At 67.3% G+C, this 20,336-nt stretch carries 20 protein-coding genes; 5 read left to right on the top strand and 15 right to left on the bottom strand.

Annotation, left to right across the window (positions count from 1 at the left end):
* Nucleotides 1-25: 25 nt before the first annotated feature.
* The 4 genes from Ae150APs1_RS32380 to Ae150APs1_RS29235 are packed head-to-tail and all read right to left on the bottom strand — an operon-like array spanning nt 26 to nt 3,674.
* Complete coding sequence (locus Ae150APs1_RS32380) at nt 26-1,492, bottom strand: SCO6880 family protein (RefSeq protein ID WP_075302897.1); 1,467 nt, start codon at nt 1,490-1,492, stop codon at nt 26-28.
* Nucleotides 1,489-2,805 (bottom strand): hypothetical protein, encoded by a 1,317-nt coding sequence (locus Ae150APs1_RS29245; RefSeq protein WP_075302895.1) that lies wholly within the window; start codon nt 2,803-2,805, stop codon nt 1,489-1,491. Before Ae150APs1_RS29245 ends, Ae150APs1_RS32380 begins: the two co-directional genes overlap by 4 nt.
* 36 nt (nt 2,806-2,841) lie before the next feature.
* Nucleotides 2,842-3,165, bottom strand: coding sequence for a hypothetical protein (locus Ae150APs1_RS29240; RefSeq protein ID WP_083680590.1), 324 nt, complete (start codon nt 3,163-3,165; stop codon nt 2,842-2,844).
* Nucleotides 3,166-3,200: 35 nt separating this feature from the next.
* Nucleotides 3,201-3,674, bottom strand: coding sequence for a hypothetical protein (locus Ae150APs1_RS29235; protein WP_075302893.1), 474 nt, complete (start codon nt 3,672-3,674; stop codon nt 3,201-3,203).
* A 353-nt stretch (nt 3,675-4,027) separates the two neighbouring features.
* Here Ae150APs1_RS29235 and Ae150APs1_RS29230 point away from each other — a divergent pair, with 353 nt between their 5' ends.
* Nucleotides 4,028-4,375, top strand: coding sequence for a hypothetical protein (locus Ae150APs1_RS29230; RefSeq protein ID WP_075302891.1), 348 nt, complete (start codon nt 4,028-4,030; stop codon nt 4,373-4,375).
* 44 nt (nt 4,376-4,419) lie between these two features.
* Here the strand turns inward: Ae150APs1_RS29230 and Ae150APs1_RS29225 are convergent, their stop codons facing one another.
* Together Ae150APs1_RS29225 and Ae150APs1_RS29220 are read right to left on the bottom strand one after the other, a co-directional pair.
* On the bottom strand, nt 4,420-4,821 hold the full coding sequence (locus tag Ae150APs1_RS29225) for a nuclear transport factor 2 family protein (protein WP_158071568.1): 402 nt from the start codon (nt 4,819-4,821) through the stop codon (nt 4,420-4,422).
* Between the two features lie 536 nt (nt 4,822-5,357).
* On the bottom strand, nt 5,358-5,738 hold the full coding sequence (locus tag Ae150APs1_RS29220; protein WP_075302887.1) for a hypothetical protein: 381 nt from the start codon (nt 5,736-5,738) through the stop codon (nt 5,358-5,360).
* Nucleotides 5,739-6,183: 445 nt separating this feature from the next.
* Between Ae150APs1_RS29220 and Ae150APs1_RS29215 the strand changes: the two genes are divergently transcribed.
* Nucleotides 6,184-7,452, top strand: a complete 1,269-nt coding sequence (locus Ae150APs1_RS29215) for a hypothetical protein (protein WP_139317646.1) — start codon at nt 6,184-6,186, stop codon at nt 7,450-7,452.
* 137 nt (nt 7,453-7,589) lie between these two features.
* Nucleotides 7,590-7,928, top strand: a complete 339-nt coding sequence (locus Ae150APs1_RS29210) for a hypothetical protein (RefSeq protein ID WP_075302883.1) — start codon at nt 7,590-7,592, stop codon at nt 7,926-7,928.
* A 221-nt stretch (nt 7,929-8,149) separates the two neighbouring features.
* Here Ae150APs1_RS29210 and Ae150APs1_RS34755 read toward each other — a convergent pair whose 3' ends face one another.
* From Ae150APs1_RS34755 to Ae150APs1_RS29185, 5 genes are all read right to left on the bottom strand, one after another.
* The gene (locus Ae150APs1_RS34755) at nt 8,150-10,075 is read right to left on the bottom strand and encodes a transglycosylase family protein (protein ID WP_349289922.1); all 1,926 of its coding nucleotides are present in this window, start codon (nt 10,073-10,075) and stop codon (nt 8,150-8,152) included.
* A 67-nt stretch (nt 10,076-10,142) separates the two neighbouring features.
* On the bottom strand, nt 10,143-10,943 hold the full coding sequence (locus tag Ae150APs1_RS29200; RefSeq protein ID WP_170918211.1) for a glycoside hydrolase family 16 protein: 801 nt from the start codon (nt 10,941-10,943) through the stop codon (nt 10,143-10,145).
* A 327-nt stretch (nt 10,944-11,270) separates the two neighbouring features.
* Complete coding sequence (locus Ae150APs1_RS34475) at nt 11,271-12,614, bottom strand: MinD/ParA family protein (RefSeq protein WP_083680587.1); 1,344 nt, start codon at nt 12,612-12,614, stop codon at nt 11,271-11,273.
* On the bottom strand, nt 12,614-13,594 hold the full coding sequence (locus Ae150APs1_RS29190; protein ID WP_139317252.1) for a hypothetical protein: 981 nt from the start codon (nt 13,592-13,594) through the stop codon (nt 12,614-12,616). The genes Ae150APs1_RS34475 and Ae150APs1_RS29190 overlap by 1 nt, the downstream gene beginning before the upstream one ends.
* 141 nt (nt 13,595-13,735) lie before the next feature.
* Nucleotides 13,736-14,119: a DUF4333 domain-containing protein gene (locus tag Ae150APs1_RS29185; RefSeq protein ID WP_075302875.1), complete on the bottom strand. Its 384-nt coding sequence runs from the start codon at nt 14,117-14,119 to the stop codon at nt 13,736-13,738.
* Between the two features lie 224 nt (nt 14,120-14,343).
* On the opposite strand from Ae150APs1_RS29185, the gene Ae150APs1_RS31650 reads away from it, so the two are divergent.
* On the top strand, nt 14,344-15,108 hold the full coding sequence (locus Ae150APs1_RS31650) for a hypothetical protein (RefSeq protein ID WP_139317251.1): 765 nt from the start codon (nt 14,344-14,346) through the stop codon (nt 15,106-15,108).
* Between the two features lie 16 nt (nt 15,109-15,124).
* On the opposite strand, the gene Ae150APs1_RS29175 is transcribed toward Ae150APs1_RS31650, so the two are convergent.
* The 4 genes from Ae150APs1_RS29175 to Ae150APs1_RS29165 form a co-directional block, all read right to left on the bottom strand.
* Nucleotides 15,125-16,339, bottom strand: coding sequence for a cytochrome P450 (locus Ae150APs1_RS29175; RefSeq protein WP_075302871.1), 1,215 nt, complete (start codon nt 16,337-16,339; stop codon nt 15,125-15,127).
* A 58-nt stretch (nt 16,340-16,397) separates the two neighbouring features.
* Nucleotides 16,398-17,657: an MAB_1171c family putative transporter gene (locus Ae150APs1_RS29170; RefSeq protein ID WP_139317250.1), complete on the bottom strand. Its 1,260-nt coding sequence runs from the start codon at nt 17,655-17,657 to the stop codon at nt 16,398-16,400.
* Nucleotides 17,654-18,052, bottom strand: coding sequence for a hypothetical protein (locus Ae150APs1_RS31645; protein ID WP_139317249.1), 399 nt, complete (start codon nt 18,050-18,052; stop codon nt 17,654-17,656). The genes Ae150APs1_RS29170 and Ae150APs1_RS31645 overlap by 4 nt, the downstream gene beginning before the upstream one ends.
* 215 nt (nt 18,053-18,267) lie before the next feature.
* Nucleotides 18,268-18,636, bottom strand: coding sequence for a hypothetical protein (locus tag Ae150APs1_RS29165; protein WP_075302869.1), 369 nt, complete (start codon nt 18,634-18,636; stop codon nt 18,268-18,270).
* Nucleotides 18,637-19,704: 1,068 nt separating this feature from the next.
* Here Ae150APs1_RS29165 and Ae150APs1_RS33050 point away from each other — a divergent pair.
* The coding region (locus Ae150APs1_RS33050; protein WP_212567353.1) for a hypothetical protein at nt 19,705-20,336 on the top strand (632 nt) is incomplete at its 3' end.

The raw sequence follows: 20,336 nt of genomic DNA, 5'->3' as shown, positions 1-20,336 counted from the left end.
CAGGTGGACGAGGCGCACCGGTGGGTCATTTGCGGGGGCGGCGGGCCAGCTCGGCAGGGTTGATCCCGAGACCGAGGGAGGCGGCGAACCCGGTGATCTGCGCGCCACGCAGGCGCCGCAGCCGCACCTTGGCCTGCCCGGCGCGCTGTTCGACATCGGCGGTCGCGGCGGGCATCTGCTCGGCGTCGAAGACGGTGGTGGTCACGTAGAGGGTGAACCGGCCGACGCCGGCGCCTTCGGCCTCTTCGCGGGCGCTCTGCACCGCACGCGAGAGATCGTCACGGTCACGCTGGGTCTCGTCGCGTTTGGTCTTATGCGCCCACATCCGACGGACCTGGGTGTTGGTGATCTCGCGCTCGACCTCGTCGGCGGCGGCACCGGCCGAGAGCGGCTCGTAGAGCAGGGTCACCCGTCGTGCGAACGGGCCCGCGGCCAGCAGCGGCACCAGTACGCGGTCCATCACCGACTGGCGAGGTGCCTCGACCATCGCCCACGACACCGACAGCCCCGAGTCGTGCTGCCAGTGGTCCCAGCTCTCCTGGAAGGAGACCGGGCCCGCCTCGGACCAGCGCAGCAGCCCGTCGGAGTGCTCGTCGTAGTCGGTCAGGTCCGAGCGGCTGGCCGGGTCGTAGGCGACCCGCAGCCGCCCGGTCAACCAAGCGGCCGTCGCGCGGCCGCGCACCGCGACACCGGCCATGGCCAGGTGGGACTCCAGCCCGGGCAGCCAGCGGGTCACCTCGGCGACACCGGCGGCCAGATCCGGCGGTCGGGGTGTGGCCAGGGCCGGGTCGAAGGTCACCGACACCCGGCAGTCGACCTCAGCGGACGAGGCCGGGGCGGTGGCGGCGAGCTCGGCCATGACCGCTTGCGCGGAGGCCGGGGCGCGCGGGTCGATGCGATCGTTGACGTAGTCGCGCAGGGTGGTACCCCCGGTCGGGGATGTGTCGACGGTGACCGCGACGTGGCGGATCATCGGCTGGTATCCCAGGTCAGCCAGGAACGCGCCCCAGTTCGCGACCCAGGCGTCGGCCTGGCCCGGATCAGCCAGGTCCAGCCCGACCGGGGAGACCCGCAACACCGCGGTCAGCCATCCGGTGCGGCGGTCCCACAGCAGGCCCTGCTTGCCGCCGCGACCGTCATCGGTGGACAACGGCACGATCGGCCCCATCGGGCCGGGAAGGTCGTGGCGGCGCAGGTGGTCGGTGACCATCCCGCCGGTGCGGTCGGTCCAGCCGGCCGCCTTGCTACGGGTGAAACGCAGACGTCGCATAACCACATCCGAAAGTGAACTACCACCGATCTTGATGACCACGGCGCCGATCACCAGGGCACCGATGACCAGGGCAACCGAGCCTGCCCGACCTGAGAAGTTCAGCACCGTGACGGGGATAGCGATCGCGAGGAAGACCGTCATGGTCTGGCCGGTGCCGAGCTGCCCGATGCCGAACCCGCGGGGCGGGCGCCAGTTCCCGTAGGTGCGGGGCGCCGTCACTGATTACCTCCCTGCCCGGCCGGGCCGGCACCGTCCGGTCCCTTACTCGGTGCCGCGCCGCCGAGGTCCTGTGGCGGCGAGGCGAAGTTCTCGGCGGCAGCCCTGCCCTTCTGCACCGCGGACCCGGCCGCCGCAGCTGCGGCACCAGCAGGGCCGGCGGCCGCGGCAGCGCCACCAACTGCGGCGCCCCCGGCAGCGGCCCCGGCCGCCTGGCCCGCTGCAGGCCCTCCCGCGGAGGCGCCCCCTCGCACAGCCCCAGCCCCAGCCCCGGACGCTCCGCCACCCGCCGCCGAGGGAGCTACGCGGCCAGCCGATCCGCCACCGCCCTCGGGCGACCGGACGGCGCCTTGCCGACCGCTGCCACCGGCACCACCGGCAGGCAACGCCTTCTGGGCGGCCACGCCGGGAGGAGAAGCAGCACTCTGGGTCCACCCCGGAGCACTACCGGGACCGGTCATCTCCTGACGCCGCGAAGAACCGAGTGCCCCCATCGACACCGCGCCGGTCGCAGCACCGGCGATCACACCGCCGACCGAGCCGCCGCCGCCGACCCCTACCTGGGCCCAACTGAAGAACTTCATCACTGCGGGCAGCGCGAACACTGCGATGAGCAGGACCACGACCCCGGTCAGCGCGGCGACGAAGTCCCCTCCCCCAGTAGCAACGTCCTCGCCTTTACTGACCAGCCCCAGTCCGATCGCGTAGATCAGCGCCGCCAACGGCTTGTAGACCACCAGGCCGATCAACCAGGCCACCATCGTCGGCAACCAGCGGCGCGTGGCGTTGGTCAGCACTCCCGCTGCCGCCAGCGGCAGCAACGCGACAAGCACCAGGATCGTGCCCTGCCGAAACAGTAGGAAGAGCCACTGGATCAATCCCAGGAGCACCATGACCAGCGCCACAACCAGTTTCAAGCCAGAACCGACCGGGGCGTGCGCGAATGCGTTGCCAACCTCCTTATTGAACTCCGGGAGCGCGTTCCCAAGCAACTCCTCCGTCGCCGCGTCCCCCATTTCGAGAGCGATGTTGAGTGCGAATAGAGCAGCAGCGTTCACCAGGGCGAACTTCAACAGGCCGAGACCGACCTCGACCAGTGGTTCCCGGCGGCCCGAGATCATCAGACGGCCGAGCTGAGTCAGCAGCGAGACCGCCAGAATCAACAGGGCGAGGGGGGCGACGACATTGTTCGGCCCGGGGACTTCCTTGACCTGCTCCAGCGGAGACGGCACGACCAGCCACCAGGTCATCAACATCCCCAGAATCTCGACGGCCGCCTCGCCGAAGTCGGTTGCTAAGGAGTCGATCCCGAACATGCGTGCGCCCACTCCTCGTCAATCAGATGAAGGAGGTCATACGACGAGCCCGAGAATCGACGGAAGCGCCCCCATGATCGCGACCCCCAGAAGTACCATGCCAATCTTTTCGATGCCACTGACCGCATACCCGCTGCGGTTCTTCGAGCCGGTCATGATCAGTCCGACGCCGATGAGTCCGGCGCCTGCGGCGAGAACAAGCAGCACAGCTTTCATCGTGGCGATGATGGTGTTGGCGTTCTCCCCGAGTTTCCCGGGCAGCTGGCCGGGGCTCGGGTCAAGAATAAGAGGTCCCGGCGTCGGCGGTGGCGGCTGCAAGGAGTAGAGGTCAAGGAGTTGAAAACTGAGCGAGTTAAGCACGGCAAGACACTCCGGGGCGTGGCGGGGGCCGCCGCTTAGGCGGTGCGGGATCGGTGACCGCTGTTCTGTTTGATGACTTCTCCGACCAGTTCCCGTAGGGCCCTGGCGAAGGCGCGGACTCCTTTGGGGAGATCCCGCTCGTCCTCGGCGAGCACGGTCGAGGCCCTGCTGTGAGGCGACTCGACGTCACGCCAGTCAGTCACCAGCGGGATCCGGACGAGCGAGGTCACGTACGGCTCGGTGATGTGGACCTTGTTCTGTGTGTTCGGTCCCCAGGCCGCGTTCGGCACGTCATCGACGATCGCTAGAACCGGCGGCGGCGCGGCGGTCGGGGTGTACTGCAGCGCGCGCTGAGCCGAGTGCAGCGAGTTCGACGTCGAACGGCACACGAGCACCTGCACGGGCCGCTGGGCGCGGTAGATCCCGTCGTCGTGGCCATGGAGCGCTTCAGCGAGCAGAGTCGTGCCGACACCACCCAGAACACCCGCCACGATCGGAGGATCGAGCACATCTCCTCCTGCCCTCGGATCGACGATTTTCAGGCCGCAGATAGACTACATGTCGTATCGTTTCAGGCGACAAGGCAGTACGCGTGCAGTGAGGGGGCGGGGTGTCCCTGCGTGAGTCCGGCACGGAGAACACGTCGCTGCGTCGGCGCAATCTCGGAGTTTGGGTAGGTGTGGGCATCGTCGGCGGTGTGCTCGCCGGCGGCATGTACGCGGCGTGCGTGCCGGGCCAGCACGCTGCCCCGCGAGCACCCGACGTGGGGGCCGCTGGAGTCCCACGGACCGCCGGTCCCCACGCAGTCCCGGACCGTGACCCGCTGACGACCGCACGCCGTTGGTTGAAGGCCTCCCGGTCGGTGAGCTTCACCGATCCGCGGCCGGTCACCTGGACCGAGCGGGTCGCCCCTGTACTGACCGGAGCCGCCGCGCAGGACAACACCGCCACCGCGCAGGCCCCCGCGACAGGGGCGGGCTGGGAACAGCTGGTCGCCAACCGGTGCAGCACCACGGTCAGCGAGATCGGCGCAGTGATCCCGACCGAGGCGCCGCGCACCGACCGTCAGGTTTATGTCCAGGTGACCGGGGTCGTCCGGACCGGATGTGAAGGCGATGGACTGGTGGTGCCGCCGGAACACGCCGCAGCGACCCTGGCACTCACTCTTGGACCCGACGGACTGTGGCGCGTCAGCGAACGACTCTACTGAGCCGACCCACCAGCGCCGACCGGCGGAGGTGAGCGGGAGCTCTTCTACGGATGCCCCGGGGCCTGCGAGGAGGTAGGAGCGGGGACCATCGGGTTGCCGTTGGCGGTGTCACCGGGGATGGCCTGGATGACATCCCAGTGCTCGACGATCTTCCCGCCCTCGACACGGAAGAAGTCCGCGACTGCGGACCGCTTCCCATCCTTCTCCGTCGACTCCGCGTGGACCACGACGATGTCACCCTCAGCCACGACACGCCCGATCCGGAACGTCACCCCGCTGTCCTTCACATACGGGCCCATCGTGTCCACGAACGCCGCCCGTCCGTTCGGGACCTGCGGGTTGTGCTGGATGTAGTTCTCCGCGACATAGGTCTGCGACGCACCCGCAACATCACGGTGGACGAACGCCTGAGTGTAGAAATCGGTGACCAACTTCGCCTTGTCCACCGGCACCGGAGTCGTTGTCGGGACAGGCGACTCCGACACCGCAGCAGGCTGCCCATGCCCGGCATGCCCGGCATGACCGGCCCCACCGGGGCTGCAGCCCCCGGCGACCAACACCGCCGACGCCGCACCCGCCAGCACCACCGCCCACCCCGGACCTGTCCTGGCCTGTCTCGTCATCGTTGCGCTACTCACCTGGGCTGCTTATCGCATTCCACATCGGGCCGGGGCCCACGGACCCGGGTCGGGGGAACACCTTCATCCCTCTGAGAGGTCCCCGTACCCGTCCGAGGCGCAGCCACCGATTCCGAGGCCGATGTCTGTTCGCCTCGGGAGAACCGAGAACCGCCCGGCGCCGGGTCCCGGCACCCTGTGCGCGATGCCGGGGCCCGGGAACCGGACGGTTCGGTGGGGCGCACCAGCCCCCTCGATGAAAGATCCTGGTGCGCCCCTCGTCGTGAGGGACAGTCGGGATACACGTCGACCACCCCTCACGACGTCGTCTCGGGGTGTTGAGTCCCCGGGTGTTACTTCAGGTGTTACTTGTGGCCCTTGCCGTGGGCAGCGCTGACCGCGTCGCCGGCGGCGCCGGTCTGGGCGCAGTTGTCGGCCTGGTCGGTGACCGAGTGTCCGGACTTCGCGGTGCCGGATCCGAGGATCCCCAGCGCACCGGTCAGGCCGTTACCCAGGCCGAGGTCCTCGATCGGGACCTGGATACCGAGCGCGTTGACCGGGATGTCGTTGTTGCAGACCTGGATCGGGACGTTGACGTTATTACCGTTGAGCCCCGCGATCAGACCCTCGGCGCTCTTGTCGATCCCGTCACCCTGATCGTGGGTGCCGTGGGCCATCGCCACCGGCGAGAGCGCCATCAGCGACGCAGCCGACGCAGCCACGACGATCCCAGACTTCTTCCACATCACGCATGTCCTCCAGAGATGATGCCGACACTTCGAATACAAGGGGGGAGCCCGTACCAGCTGCAACGAGAGGATTCGGATCGGGAAACTGCAGGTCAAAGACCATCACCCGGTCAGCGCGCGGCGACCGCGCACCGTGACCGACCACAGCGGACCTGACCATCACTACGAGTGAACAGGGCCCGCGAACAGTGCCCGTGAACGGGGCCCGCGTTGCCCCGACCAGGGCAGCCGAACCGCCGGCAGAGCCGTCTGAAGCCGTCCGCTGCCGCCGGAGGTCGTCGGCGCCCCCGCCAGGGCCCGCCGGAGGTCCTGGCGTTCTCGATGCCGTCGGCGATCGGGCTTCGTGATCTCACTGCTGGAGGAGGTTGGCTCATCCACTCTGTACGGCAATCATGTCCACATGAAATACCCACGTAGGGTCACCGGTCGGCGACAGGTGTGGATGGTGGCTGTGGTCGCCGTGGCCGGACTACTGGCGAGCGGCTGCTCGTCAGCCCCGGCCCAGGGCGATCCCAGCTCAGGCGAAGGGGTTGCGGCGGCAGGTCCGGCTCGGCAAGCGTTCGATCCGCCGGCCGACTTCGGGGCCCCAACCGCGGTGATGAGCAGCCGAAGTGATTCCGCGATCCCGATGGTGCAGGTCCTCGACGGATTGTCAGGGTGGACGGTCGGCTCAGCCGGTCTGGTACGGGTGGACTTCACCACCAGCACTGTGCGACAGGGCGTGTTCCCCGACAACGCCTTCGACGACTGGGTGCACTTCGGCAGCGTCCTCGGTGACCCGGTAGTGGCCGACACCCCGGCCGGGCGGCTGGCGCTGGCAGCGTTCCCGGTGAAGACCCCAGGCCAAGGCACCACCCCGGGCGCAGAAGCCCTCGAGCTCGTCGCCGCCGACACGGCTACCGCAGCCAGAGCATTCTCCACCACCGTGGCGCTGCCACCTCCGAGTACCACCGCTTACGACCCGAAGTTCGAACGGGTCGCGGTGATCGGGGTACGGGGATCGACCGTGGTCGTGGAGGCGAAGACCGACCAGACCGCGATCATCGCCGGGGTCGACCTGACCACCCACCAGACACTCTGGACCGCCCCCGAGCTGACCGGAGCCCTCATCGTCGGCGACACCGTGGTCGCATCGAGCGACGACCTGTTCAACGCGACGCTGCAGGGACTGTCGTTGACCGACGGTTCTCGGCGCTGGAGCAGGGCAGGCGGAGACACCGCCTCCCCCCTCGGGCCCAGGATGGTCACGATCAACCCCGGCGGCTACAAAACCGAGGTCATCGCCGCCGCCACCGGAACCCCGGTCACGACCACCCCGCTCGGACAGGACCGGGGGAAGTGGCAATGCTTCTACGACCAGCGCTCGATCACCGTGTGCGAGTCTCAGGGCTTCTCCGGTAAGCCGGAGGTCCTGGTCGGGCTCGACGAGTCCGGGGCCGAGCTGTGGCGCATCGCCGCCCAGCCCGGCGGTCCCCGGGTCCCACCCGAGCTCACCGCGGTCTGGCACGGCGCGGTCTACGGCTTCACCGACGCCGGGCCCGTCGTGCTCGACGCCGCCACCGGCGCCGACCGCACCCCGACTGCGACCGCCGCGCCCCACCTGGTCAACGAGTACTTCGGGATCGCATCCGCACCGCCCCTACCGGGGACGCCGCGCAGCTACGACTACGACTCCGCCAGCGAGTACGTCGCCGTCCCGGCCACCTCATGACCAGCCACCGAGCCGCACACCCGCACCACACCGACCAGAAGGCACCTACGTTGATCAGACCTGCCCGCCCCCGCGCCCGACCCACGGGCCGCTACCGGACCCCGCTGGTACTCGGGTTTGCTGCCATCACCGCAGCCGTGGCGCTGACCGGCTGCGGCGGCCCGGACTCCGACCTGGCCGGACAGTGGGTCGGGACCTGCTCCCCGTCCCCGCAGGCATCGATCCTGACGGCCCCCGTGAACCTGGACCTCCGCGCCGACGGATCCTTCACCGCCACCGTGTCCCGATGCCAGCCGGTCCCCGACACCGGGACCTACTCCACCGAGGACGACCGGCTCACCCTGATAAGCACGGACTCCAAACGCTCCGAGCCCCTGAGCGGCACCGGCCGCTACACCGTCGACGACACCACCCTCTCCATCTCCGGATTACAGACCGGCTCGGACACGATCTGGTGCACCCTGACCCGACGCTGACCACCAGATGGCAACGAGGACGACGTGACCGAGCAGCTCGCCCGTAAAGAGGCGCCACGCCGCACGACCGCCGGGCTCTCCACCAGGTTGGAATCGTTTACCTCGTGGTTGTGTTCAGCTTCGCCCCGTCCGCCTGCTACTCTGAACGGAGTTCGGCCCGAGACCCGCCCGCGTCCGAGAAGCCGCCGGCCGGTCGGGCCGAACTCCAACTTTTAATCCGATCAGTCGGTGAGGCCGAGCTTCTTCGCGCATGACGGCCATGCCTTCCACCCTTGGCCTTCCTGGACACGCTGCGCGACCGCGATCTGCTCAGCCCTGGACGCTTCGTGCACTTCACCCTGACCGCCGAACGCCGTCCAGGTCGACGGCGTGAATTGCAGCCCGCCGGAGAATCCGTTCCCGGTACGAGCCGACCAGTCCCCACCGGACTCGCACTCGACCAGCTCATCCCACACCCGCTCTGGGACCGCGCCCGAGCGCTTCTCCGGAGCCGACGTGGGTGAAGGCTGCGCGCCGGCGGATTCCTGGCCGTTGGCAGCATCCGCCGACACAGGCTCCGGGGCGGGGGTGGCGCTGTTGGTTCTAGAGATCGTCTCACCAGCATTACCAGCACTACCAGCGCTGGTACCGCTGGTGTTGGTGGTGTCGAGGTCGTCGAGGTTCAGGTCCGGGTCTGTGAGCGTCTCCAACAACGCGACCGCGTCCGGATCAGCCACCGCCGCCCGCGCGGCCTGCTCAGTCAACTTCTCCACGCCCGCGGCCAGACCCTCACCACGATGAGCGGCTCCCTGACCGGCGGTATCGAAGGTGCCGTCGTCTCGACCGCCGGCGCGCTGCTCCCCGCCCGCTGTGTCAGCGTTGCTCCCGGGCCGCCCGGACGACGCAGTGTCTGCAGTAGCCGCGCCGCTACCGGCGGCAGCGACCGAGCCACGGTCACCGCCCGCAACGGTGGCGGCGGCGGCGTCGAGGGCAGCGGGATCCGCGCCCAGGGATTCCAGATCGGCCCGAACCTCCGGTCGGTTCACGACCGCATCGACAGCGACCCGCACCCGATCCACCTCATCCGCCGCGCTGCTCGTGCTGACCGGTTCAGCATCAAGAGCGGTAAGGAAATCGCTGAGCAGCGCGACCGCGGCACGCGCGGCCTCCACATCCGTCTCAGCCGTGGTGGAGGTGGCTGTGTTCGTACCGGAGCCACCAGGATCAGAGCTCCGGCGGCTACCCTGCTCCCCCCCACCACGACCGACTCCGACAGATCTTCCCTGGTCAGCGGCGTCTGACCGGTGGTCCTTGTCGTTCTCCTGGCCGTGGTCCTTGCTCTGATCCTCGGGGCGTGACGTGGTCGCGCTGGGGGCCGACTGAGTCCCGCTGCTGGAGTCGTCCGGGGCGAGCGACGCTGTGGCAGCGGCAGGCTGCACCGGCACCGTCGGCGGCGGGGCTGGCGCAGCGGACGGGGTCGGCGCGGGCGCCGAGGTCACGGGCGGCGTGCGACCGGGCTGCGGCGCTACAGGCCGTGGAGCAGGAGTCGCCAATGACGGGACCGGAGCCGGGCCGGTCACCACATCGGCGACCGCACCACCGGCGGCACCGACAGCGTCCACGGCTGCGTGGCCCGCATCCGTCAGACCGCCGAGGACACCCACCGGCCCGGCCCCCGGAGGCGCGGCGGGCGGCGGCTCGGTCAGGATGCGCAGACCCGCCGGAGTGGGGCCGAAGCCGGCAGCGGCGAGTTCCACCGCGACCACATCCAGGGACGGGTGGGTGCCGTGCACCGTATGCAACCGGTCCGACACATCGACCGCCTGCTGACGCCAGCCCGCCGGACGGGTCGCCGGGCTCACCCCGAGCCCGACCAGTTTCCGGGCCAGCTCCCGCGCGCGCGGGCTGTCCGACAAGGCCAGGTCAGTGAGCAGAGCGCGAGCCTGGGCATGCACCTGCGACGCATCCACCGCCGAACTCGGGCCAATCGCGGTCACCCGAAGTGTGACCGCGACGTGTTCCTCCGCCGCCGCGGCCGGACCCAGCAGGGCCGGGGTCAGCGCGGTCCCGCCGAGCATCGCACCCGCCGCCAACGCCGCGACAGCCGAACGACGCACCACCACCGACGACACCGAGGCCGAACGAAAAGCAGCAGAACGAGAGAACATCAGAAGATCCCCTTCATGATCAACAGATAAGGCGAGCCGCAGGCCCCAACGCCGGCCGGCAGCCGAGTCATCGGCGACTACCGACGTTGTTGACCTCGTCAGTGATCGACGTCGACGAGTCCGCATCCGTGGAACCCTCGCTGCCCGACGAATCGGTGGAGGCGCCCTCGCCGGCGGCCAGGCCCCACTGCTTGACCCAGTCGTACTGAACCTGCCCGGTCTCGCCGTCCCCGCGCGGGAACCAGTCCAGCTGCAGACACAGATGCATCGGCCCCGGCGGCAAGATCGAGGTATCCGTCGTCTTCCACCACTCGCGGCCGTCCACGAACGCCGTCACACCGTCCGGGGTCCACTCCACGGCGTAGTTGTGCCACGCCGTGGCATCGACCTTCAGTTCACCGTGGACCTGGGAGTTGTCCGCGCCGTAGTGCAGGAAGAGTTCGATCGTGTCGCGGGCCGGGTTCATGATCTCGGCGAAGTCGATCTCCCCACCGACCGGGAAGTTCTCCTGCGTCGGCCACAGCAGTGCGAGGGCGTTGTAGGACGGGGAGCCGGTGGGGGCGCGCATGCGGACTTCCCAGCGCCCGTACTTCTGCGCATGCGATGTCCACGCCAGACCGGCGGTCGTGCCGTCCCCGGTGCCGTCGATGGTCAGCACACCGTCGGCGACGGTGGCTGCGTCGGGGGAGCGGGTGCCGTTCCCGGCATGCCCCGGGCCGTCATAGGCGTTCCACCCGGGCCCGAGCGCGGTGCCGGTGAAGTCGTCGATGACGTCGGGGGCACCCCACCCGAACACCGCCTGGGCCGTGTCCTGTCTGCTGCCACCCGCCCCGCTACCCGTGATGTCCGTGGTGTCCTGCGCGGGCAACCACTGGGGTGATCCGACTGACGGGGGCGAGTCCTCCCCGGTGCGCGCTCGTTGATCATCAGGTCCAGCGGCGTAGCAGCGAGCGGGGACGAAACCCGGGGTGCCCGCACCGAGAGCGAGTAGCGCCGCACGCAACGCCCCCGCAGCGTCCCTGGCGTCAGGGGCCAGTTCAGCGAAGACACGGGCAGCCGTGATACGCCACCCACACCTCGCCTCCAGCTCGTCCGGTGACGACACGGCTGATGCCCCACCGAACGCCAGTACCGCGGACGTTACGAACGTTGTGATCGCGCTAACCGGGCCCATCGGCACCTCTGGTGTCGACGCTCACCGGTGGCTACTGCTGCTTCTAAAGCCGTGGGCGGCGAGGCCGTGCGTGTCACGGCCGTAGAAACCGTCCGCGACAGTCGCGGCGATCTCCAAAACGGCGTCACGAGTAGCCGGCTGCAGCAGCGCCAGGTCGATCGGGCCGCCGCTGGCTAGATGCCGGTCCGCAGGAAGTTCCAATACCGCGCGGACTCGGCCGCGGAAGTAATCACGGATCACCTCGGCGTCGATCGACTCGCTCCAACGATCACCGGAGAGCACAACGACCGCGTCCTTGACCAGGTGCCGATGCGGGAGCCCGCCGGCGGGGTCACGGTAGTTCGCCAGATAGTCCAGGGTCCGTTGTGCGCGCGAGGCTCCGTCCTGGGTCAGCGTCCCCACGATGACCAGGCTGTCGCAGTGTTTAAGGCCCCCCTGGGCGGCCGAGTGCACGATTCCCGTACCGAGGTCGGTGATGATCGCCTGCGCGAACCGGGACAACACCCGCACGACCGACTCGTAGTCAGATAGCGAGAACGCTTCACTGGACTCCGGTTCCTGATCGGAGGCCACGACCTGCAACCGGCGGGTCAGGTGAACATACTTCGACAGATCAGTGAAGGTCTCGACCTCATCGAGGTGGGCCAGCAGATCGCGGACGGTCACCTGCGCGGCGAACTCTTCACCGACAAGCCGGTCGGCGAGGGTGCCGGCATCGGGATTGGCATCGACGGCCACGACTCGATCACCGCGGTGCTCAGCCAGGCACAGGCCGAGCAAGCAGGACACCGTGGTCTTCCCGACGCCGCCCTTCATCGAGCCGACGATGACCGAGTGCGGCCCTTCCAGACGGGTGTTACCAATACGCCGAGCCAGGTCGGTGTAGTGCTCCTCCGCCGCGGAGGGACCTGGGTTCCACTTCCCGCCGCTGAGCCGGAACGCCGCAGCCCGCCAGCCGCTGGTCGGCGCGCTCTGCCGAGGCCGCAACGCGTTGAGCCGCGCCGGCCCCAGGTCCCGGGGCAGCAACCCAGCGGGGACCGACTCAGAACGTTCCCGGGGTGATGGGTCCGACTGCAGAACAGGAGTGGTGGCAGGTACGGGAGCTACCGGTGCCGGCCTGATCGAGACGGCATCGAGGCTTCCGACCGGTGCCGGCCCCGCCCAGAGGGCGCTGTCCCAGGGCAACGATGTCGATCGTGGCCCCGGACGACGACCGCACCGCACTGCACTGCCGACGTCCAATTCTGGCTGCGGCACCGCCTGCGGCAGCGGGACGGCCGACGTGGCCAGGTCAGGATCAGAGGCACCGGTGGGGAGATCCCACGTGCGGCGCAAAGGGTCGGAATCAGCAACGGCGTCGGTCATCAACAGATCCCAGACTCAAGCGAGGACTGCAGGCGGTCATCGTCGGGAGAGGGCAGTTGCTGCAGCTCCACAACGAGATGACCGTGATCGTGGCGGCGGATTGGGACTCCGAGACGTTGCCACACCGCCATCACCGGCGCCCAGCCCTCCGCGATCGATGGTGGGACTGCCGACCATCGGGCCCCTACCGGTAACCGCGGAACCGGCGCAGGATCCCCCTGCTGCGGTTCACCGGCGCCGGTGGCCTCGGCGGCGGTAGCCTCGGCGGCACCGTCCATGCTGACGAATCCAGCGTGAGATGGAACAGGATCAAAGATCTCGACCAGTGCCTTCACATCGACGGTGAGGACATAGCCGTGCGCCAGCACCTCACCGGCTCTCGCGTGGACCGCGCGGCGACGCCCGTGACCGTGCACGCCACCCGGCCACCCCAGCAGAGCATCTGATTGCCGCGCCAGATACGGCTCCAACGCCAGGCGCCGACGACCTGGATCCTCCGCGTCGCAGGACAGGTAGTCCATCGCGAAACACTCCGCAAGCTGGCGGGCCTCCGCCGGGTCGATCGGGCGCAACGCTTCAACGGGGCGGTCCACCGTGGTCTGGGTGCTGCGCTCGTCATCAGCCGGCCGCCACGAGGGCAGCGCAGCCATACCCGGATCGGACGCCGCAGCTCGATGCTCAGACAGTGACACCGGCAGCTCGCCTGTCGACGGCACCAACAGCGGCGGCGCCAACACCGAGCTGGGAGCGGCCGGGCCGCGGGCATCGACGAGATCACCGGCGGCCACCGTCTGACTGCTTACCTGCTCCCACAGCTCCGGCGGCGGCTCGATGGCCGGGGCGGCCACGATCGATTCCAGCGCTGCCCGGTCGTCATCGGAGCGGCGGCCCCCGAGAGGTATCGCGGCGTTGTTCGACCACCACGGCGGCAGTGCCGCCGGCTCCGGACGTACCCGCCGTGTCTTCACCATCGCCGCCACCGATCCACCAGGCCCGGACAGGACGCGAAGTCGGCCAGCCTGTCGACCGGCGTCGCCCCACAACCACCAGATGTACATTCTTATCGGCAGAGAGAGTACACCAGTATGGGTTGGCGCTGCCCGGACAGGCTGAGCCGGGGATCAGGCCCGATCGACCTGGTATCTGCCGTCTGGGGACAGCACGACTCCCGTGATCTCGGTAGCTTCACCATCGATCATGGTCTGGCAGGCGAACCGCTGCCCAGGAACGACGGGGACCTCGGCGGGACACTGCATGTCGGCGGTCACGGTCAGCTCGTAGTCCTCGACCAGGACCGTGCGCACGCCGGCCTGCAACGCCTCCTGCTCGAAGATGACGCTGATGGCCCAGCCCGGCCACACCACCGCCGAGAACACTCCGCCGGCGACCGCGACCGCGCCGGAGGCGATGGAGAGCCATGCCCGGGGGCCCCTTCGTCGCGGCGGCGACAGATCCAGCCCGCCATCAGCGGTGACGCACGAGGCCGCCAACTGCGCCTGGCCCACCCCCTCCGGAGTGGAACTCGGGGCAGCCCACCCCGGAGTCGCGGCCGGGCCAACCTGGGGCGTCGCGCCGCGGCCGCCCCAGCCGCCCGGCGGCACTCCACCCGCAGGGACCAGCCCATCACCCTCACCGCTCATACACTCGCATCTCCTCGGAAACGACTACCCGACCAGCGATCTAGGATCGCCCCACCGACCAGCGATGTCATCCACGAAGGTGAAGACCCGTGCCCGAGGCCCATAGTCAACCTGCAGTACCCCTCGCCAAGCAGGACATCGCCGGACGACTGGATCATCTATTCGTCACTATCCGGCACACCGATGGAACTTCCTATTCCACCGACGAGGTCGTGCGGTGGATCAACGCTCACCGAACGCCGACCAGCCGGGAGCGAATCACCGCCTTGAGGCGCGTCGGGAAGCCGCCAAAACCGGCACCGGCCCCTGACGAGCTCGCCGTTCTGGCTGAGTTCTTCTGCCTGCCCTCCGCATATTTCACCGATCCCGAACCTGCACCCATCGACGGCCCCCGCCAGGATCAACGCATTCAACAGCGCCTCGACGGCTACCGATCTGGATCAATCCCGCAACGCTTGTACTACTTATTCACCACTATCGTCGGACCCGCCAAGCGCCCCTATCCTGCCGCAGATGTCGCCCGCTGGATCAACGCAAACGGCGGACACATCACCACCGTCTACATGCAGAAGCTCCTCACTGGTGAACGCGGTAAAAATCCGGGCGAAGACTACCTCCGCTGGATCAGTGAATTCTTTGCGGTTCCTGTCAGTTTTTTCCGAGAGGTGCAGCCTACCCCTATCAATGGGCTGCATCAGAGTGCCGTTGTCCTGCTCAGGAACAACCGTGCCGCGGAACTGGTTCGGCTCTATGCGCAACTCACTCCAGGTCAGCAGGACGCCGTCCACAGACTCCTGGCGGGGATAGTTGACGACAACAACTCCGGCGCCGCCCCAGTCCGGGGCACACCCTGAACTGCCGTGCTTTCAATCACTGCATGGCCACCGGCAACTCGGTGACGCCCCGGTTCCGAAACGATGAACGCCACGCATGACTCGTCGGGGCCGCCAACCGAAAACCCGGAATTTCCCTGAAAAGAGTCGCCAGTCCGATATTAAGTTCCATCCGAGCCAGGGCCGCTCCCGGGCAGGCGTGCCCCCCATGCCCGAATGTCAGGTGCGGGTTCGGACAGCGATCGAGACGTAACTGATCAGCACCAGAGTGCACCAGCGGATCGCGGTTAGCCGAGGCCCACGACAACATGACCGTCTCGCCTCTAGCGATCCCCATGCCGCCAATGGTGACGTCCTCACGGGTGAACCGGCGGATCGCCAACTGCGGCGGCGGATCATAACGCAACAACTCATCAATCACTGCCCGCGGAAACTCCCTCTCCACCAGGGCATCCCGTAACATTTCCAGGCCCCCCGTCTCGTCCGCGGCAGCGATCAGACCGTTCCCGATCACTCGGATGGTGTTCTCGTACCCGGCAAACAGCAGGAGAAACGCTGCCGAGGTCAGCTCCTCCATCGACAGTCGCTCCGGATCGTTGTCAGCGTCACGCACCAGCCCCCCCAGGAAACTGTCGGCGCTGCCCTCTTTTTCTTTACGTAATCTTTCAACTAGAGTGCGGATGTAGCGATGAAGTTCTCTGACTGCATCAGCCGATGCCGATTGACTTGATGGGGCCAGAAGTTCATCGGTCCATCCACGAAAATCAGACAGATCTGCCGGCGGGATACCTAGAATCATTGCGATCACACGAAGAGCGAACGGGGAAGCGTATTCGGCGATCACATCCACCGGTGCGCCGCCCGCCAGCTGGATCCGCAAGTTCGTGGCCAGCTCGGCCGCGGCGGCGCTGATTGCAGGCCCGAGCACCTCAACGCGCCGTGAGGTGAGTCCTGCGGCGACCTGGCGGCGGATCCGGCGGTGGTCGGCGCCGTCCATATTCAACAGGTTCCGGTCCAGATCCGGCGGTAACGAAAATCCTGTGTACCCGCGGAGAGAATATCTGCGGTCCAGGGTCAACCGCGGATCAGCAGCCAAGGCCCGAACATGTTCGTCGCCGACAATCACCCAGACCGGAGCTCCATCCGGCGTCATCGCACGATGGACGGGGCCACTCCGTCGTAGCTTATCCCAGCTCGCGTACGGGTCAGCCTGGAACTGCTCATCGAAACTGACAATCACACCGTAGATCATGCCGTCGGAACGGGACCGGCACCACCATCGCCCGGCTACCCGCCGATCACGACCATGCTCATGTGGACACGGTCGCACGAGCATCGACCTCAGCGGTGAGACGGAGGGTGAGTGGGTGATCCCACGCTCGGGCGACACGTTGCCACCAGGACGCGTTCTGGCCGAGCTCGCGAAGGCCGGCCGGGGTCAAGGCGCGCTGCGCCTCTTCCAGCGCAGCGGCACCAGAACGAGCCCGGGTGAGCGCCACACGCAACATGACTGCGTCACCGACACCAGCGGCGGCGAACTCGTCGAGTTCGGCTCGAGCCCGGGTCAACGCCCAAGCCCGCAACGACACATCGAGATGAGGTCGAAGACACCGGACGACATCCCAGCACTCGATAACACGACGGAACAGCCGGAACGCCATCTCGCGAATATCTACGGCCTCCCAGAACCCGATCCACTGATTAGGAACCCACGACGGGGCCCACGTCATCAACACCACATCAGGTCGGAACCGCACCAGCGACAGCCACATTCCGCCCATTTCCCGATACACCACTCGCTGGCGAGCCAAGAGAGCCACGGCCGGGACACCCGTCGCCACCAACGGCATCCCCAAACCGACTACAAGCAGGAACACCGACGTCACCAAAATAGGGCGCTCCGCCGCAAGTGGATCATAGCCTGGACGCCCCACCGTGTACGCCGAAAGCAGGAACAGCGCCTTGTGTCCAATATACATGAAGAATCCGCACGCCGATGCCGCGATAAGTTTCAATCCGGTCGCCGTCCATCGGCGCGCGATGCTCTCTTCACGAGCCCATCCCCACGCCATCAAAGCCGTAGCCACAAATACGGAGCCAACATAAACGATGTAGAGCAGGACGGCCGCCGTTGTCCACGGTGCCGCAGTCCAATCCCCCGCCAAAGCAGCAGCAGCATCGTGCGGTGATGACACCACCGCAATCGACCATCTCATCGCTAGAACGGCTACAAGAACAGCGAAGTGCATGGCCATACGGCGGCGGCGACGACGGCTCGGAGGCCAGATCCAGCACACAAACGCCATCCGCACACACGCGAACGAGATTATGGCCGGAGTGTGCCGTTGCGCATAGGAGATATTGGTGTCGAGCGACCGCCCCAGAAAGTCTGTGACGACCATGCTCTCCTGGAACGTAGCGATCCCCATGAAAATGATCGCAGCGCACATCGCGACAGCAGCTGGACGGTTCGTCTCCGCGACCGGGAAGCGCAGCTGGAAGAGTTTCGCGATCGCCGCGCCGACGATAAGGCCGACCAGCATGAACTGGATCGCGTCGTGCGCTGTCACCACCCCGACCCGCACCGCCCGAGCCGGTACTCGAACGCTCCAACGAGACGGGCGGCATCAACATCGCCGTCCGGGAACAAGCGAGCCCCTGCTGCCTCCCAGATCGAGAACGCAAGAGTCTCGGCCTGCAACTCGCGATAGTCGGCATAGTGGTTACGATGGAGAACCCTGATTGATGAGGATCGACCCCCGCCATCAGCAGATTCCCCCAGCTCAGCTCCCGCACTCGATTCTGAGATCACGACGCCCCGATGTCCTGCGATCATATGCGAAGCTTCGTGGATGATGCGATTATCGCGCTCCAGGCAATCGCCGCCGCACTCATCGAGCCTGATCTCGTCGAAATCTGGATGCTCATACCAGAGAGCCGAAGGAGAAGCCGAACTGTCACTCATTCGAATAGAAGATATGACTATTTCTCGACCTCGGCTCGCGGCGAGACCCTCGATAAACTTGTCAACATCCCACGGGTAAGGGAGTTCCGGCACTGAGTGAAGCTGCTCTCGCGACCAGCGCAGTGCCCGCTTCGCCGCACGCATATTCACCCCGCGAGGTATCGCCGTGACCGGGGCTGCGACAGGGTCGATCTGGGACTTTCTCAACCAGAGGTTCACTGCGAACTCGACTCGGGGGAATCCGACTGGCCCAACGTGTCAAGAAAATTTTCCACAGCCACACGACCTGCATCATCAAGACGCGCAAGGCGGCCCATCACCCGAACGCAACGAGGGTCGAGATTCACGTCAAACGCCAGGAAGCTAGTTCCGAAGAATGCGGCTATCTCCTGCAACTTCATCGTCGGCGGCACATGGGTCCCTGCAAGGGCTCGCCTCAGGCTCTCGTGTGAGATCTGCACGCCGGCATCGCGCATCTGTCGAGCCAGCTTCCGCATAGACAGCGACGATTGTCCCGTTCGCTGCTCGTACTCCTTGATCTCAGATCGCAGCCGCTCACCCAGCTCCACCGCCGCCTGACCCACCAGTCTCCCCCTTGGTATGCGCGCTCGACCTCGCGTCCTGCAAGCCTTGGACTGCAGCATGACACACCCCGTTGACGACGGTGGTGCAGTGTGGTGAGGTAAGCACTACCGAGCGTCACTAGACGCCGTGGCCGTCGTTCCCCAAGTAAGCACCGCCACGCCGAACAGGTGACCGCCGGCCCCGAGTAGACGATGATGAGGTCCCGACATGTACCCCGCCCTCGATCCTGCCCTCGCAAGCGGCGCCAGCGATAATTGGCTCCGAGGCGAGCTCTTCCGCGCCGCTCATGAAGTCCTCCACGCCGCGCAGACTGTCGCTGACCCGCTAGCCGAGTCGCCAGCGCAAGCAACCGCAGTCGGACACCTACGCGCCGCCCAGAACATCCTCGATCCACTCATGGACATGATCGCATGATCAACGACACACAAGAGCTCGGTCGGGACCAGCGCGGCGGACACTCGACCCCACGCCAGAACCGCTAGGATCCACCGTCGGGCGGCTTCTCGGCTTCTCGGCTTCTCGGCTTCTCGGCTTCTCGGCTTCTCGGCTTCTCGGCTTCTCGGCTTCTCGGCTTCTCGGCTTCTCGGCTTCTCGGCGCACGACACGCACGATGAGAGGATCAGCGCGATGCAGACCTAGACCCATCCAACTACTGAACATCCCGGGCTGAGGATCAGAGGCACGCTAGAACTACGTCGGGCCCGACCCCTTAAAGAGGTCGGGCCCGATGTAGGAAGTGCAACGGAGTAGTAGCTCCGATCCCTTCAGCCCCCACCAAGAGGGGCGGATACGCGTTGCATGCGCAGGACAACCATAGCTCGACCGGTCAAGGCTCATCAACCCCCCCGGTCGAGGACGCTCAGAGCGTCTGTGGGTGTGCGGTTCGGGCCGGTCTCGACGTCGGGCTCTGGCCTCTGGTCGAGCTTGCTCCGGGGGAGTTGGCCGCTACAGCGGCCGCGGTGGCCGGGGTCGAGTGGCGTTCTGTCTGTGAGCTGGCGGCGGTGTCTGCGGCGCCGGTGATGTGTACGGGTTGTGTGCGTCGGTCCGGGCGGTCGCGGGACACGGTGTTGGACTCGGTGGTCTGTGATCGGTGTTGGGCGTCGGTCACCAACGAGGCTGCCCCCGGGGCCGGTGACGACGAGGCCGCCGGGGTCCTGCCGCGGACTGCCCGGGACTGGCGCGAGGCTATCGAGGCATCGACCTGGTATCAGCAGGCGCGTCGTGATGTCCGCCGCCGGTTGGACCCTCTGCTCAACGAGCTGGCGCTGCGCGCGGACTGGGCTGATCATTACACGTGGCCGACCTGGGCGCGTTTGCAGGAGGTTTCGGGGTGGGCGCGGTCCTCGGTCGCGTCCTGGCTCGCGAAGCTGCGTGAGGCGGGCTGGTTGCTGCTGGTCGAGTCCGGTTCGACCCCGCAGTACCGCGGGCCGCTCCAGACCGCGATCCACGGCCGGTGCGGGAACCGGGCAGCGGTCTACCAACTCCGCCTGCCCGACCACGCGGTCACCGCGTCGAACACCGCCGCGGCGCCCGACGACGCCCGCCACGCACCCCTCACCGAGATCGGCGACATCCCCTCCGACATCCCCTCCGACATCCCCTCCGAAAGCTTCTCGGCGGGCCCGTCCGAGGCCCCGCCGGGGTCGTTGCGCGGCGAAAGTTGGACCCCAACGAGGTTTACTCTTACCGAAGGTAAGAG

The sequence above is a fragment of the Pseudonocardia sp. Ae150A_Ps1 genome (assembly GCF_001932315.1).
Lineage (GTDB): Bacteria > Actinomycetota > Actinomycetes > Mycobacteriales > Pseudonocardiaceae > Pseudonocardia.
The sequence above is the reverse complement of the archived record's forward strand: the minus strand, read 5'-3'. Positions and strand labels throughout refer to the sequence as shown.

Excerpts from the sequence above, each read along its gene's own strand:
- Ae150APs1_RS29220 (WP_075302887.1), bottom strand. The coding sequence starts at position 5,738 with ATGTGGAAGAAGTCTGGGATCGTCGTGGCTGCGTCGGCTGCGTCGCTG.
- Ae150APs1_RS34755 (WP_349289922.1), bottom strand. The coding sequence starts at position 10,075 with ATGTTCTCTCGTTCTGCTGCTTTTCGTTCGGCCTCGGTGTCGTCGGTG.
- Ae150APs1_RS29215 (WP_139317646.1), top strand. The coding sequence starts at position 6,184 with ATGGTGGCTGTGGTCGCCGTGGCCGGACTACTGGCGAGCGGCTGCTCG.
- Ae150APs1_RS31645 (WP_139317249.1), bottom strand. The coding sequence starts at position 18,052 with ATGAGTGACAGTTCGGCTTCTCCTTCGGCTCTCTGGTATGAGCATCCA.
- Ae150APs1_RS29175 (WP_075302871.1), bottom strand. The coding sequence starts at position 16,339 with ATGATCTACGGTGTGATTGTCAGTTTCGATGAGCAGTTCCAGGCTGAC.
- Ae150APs1_RS34475 (WP_083680587.1), bottom strand. The coding sequence starts at position 12,614 with ATGACCGACGCCGTTGCTGATTCCGACCCTTTGCGCCGCACGTGGGAT.
- Ae150APs1_RS29245 (WP_075302895.1), bottom strand. The coding sequence starts at position 2,805 with ATGTTCGGGATCGACTCCTTAGCAACCGACTTCGGCGAGGCGGCCGTC.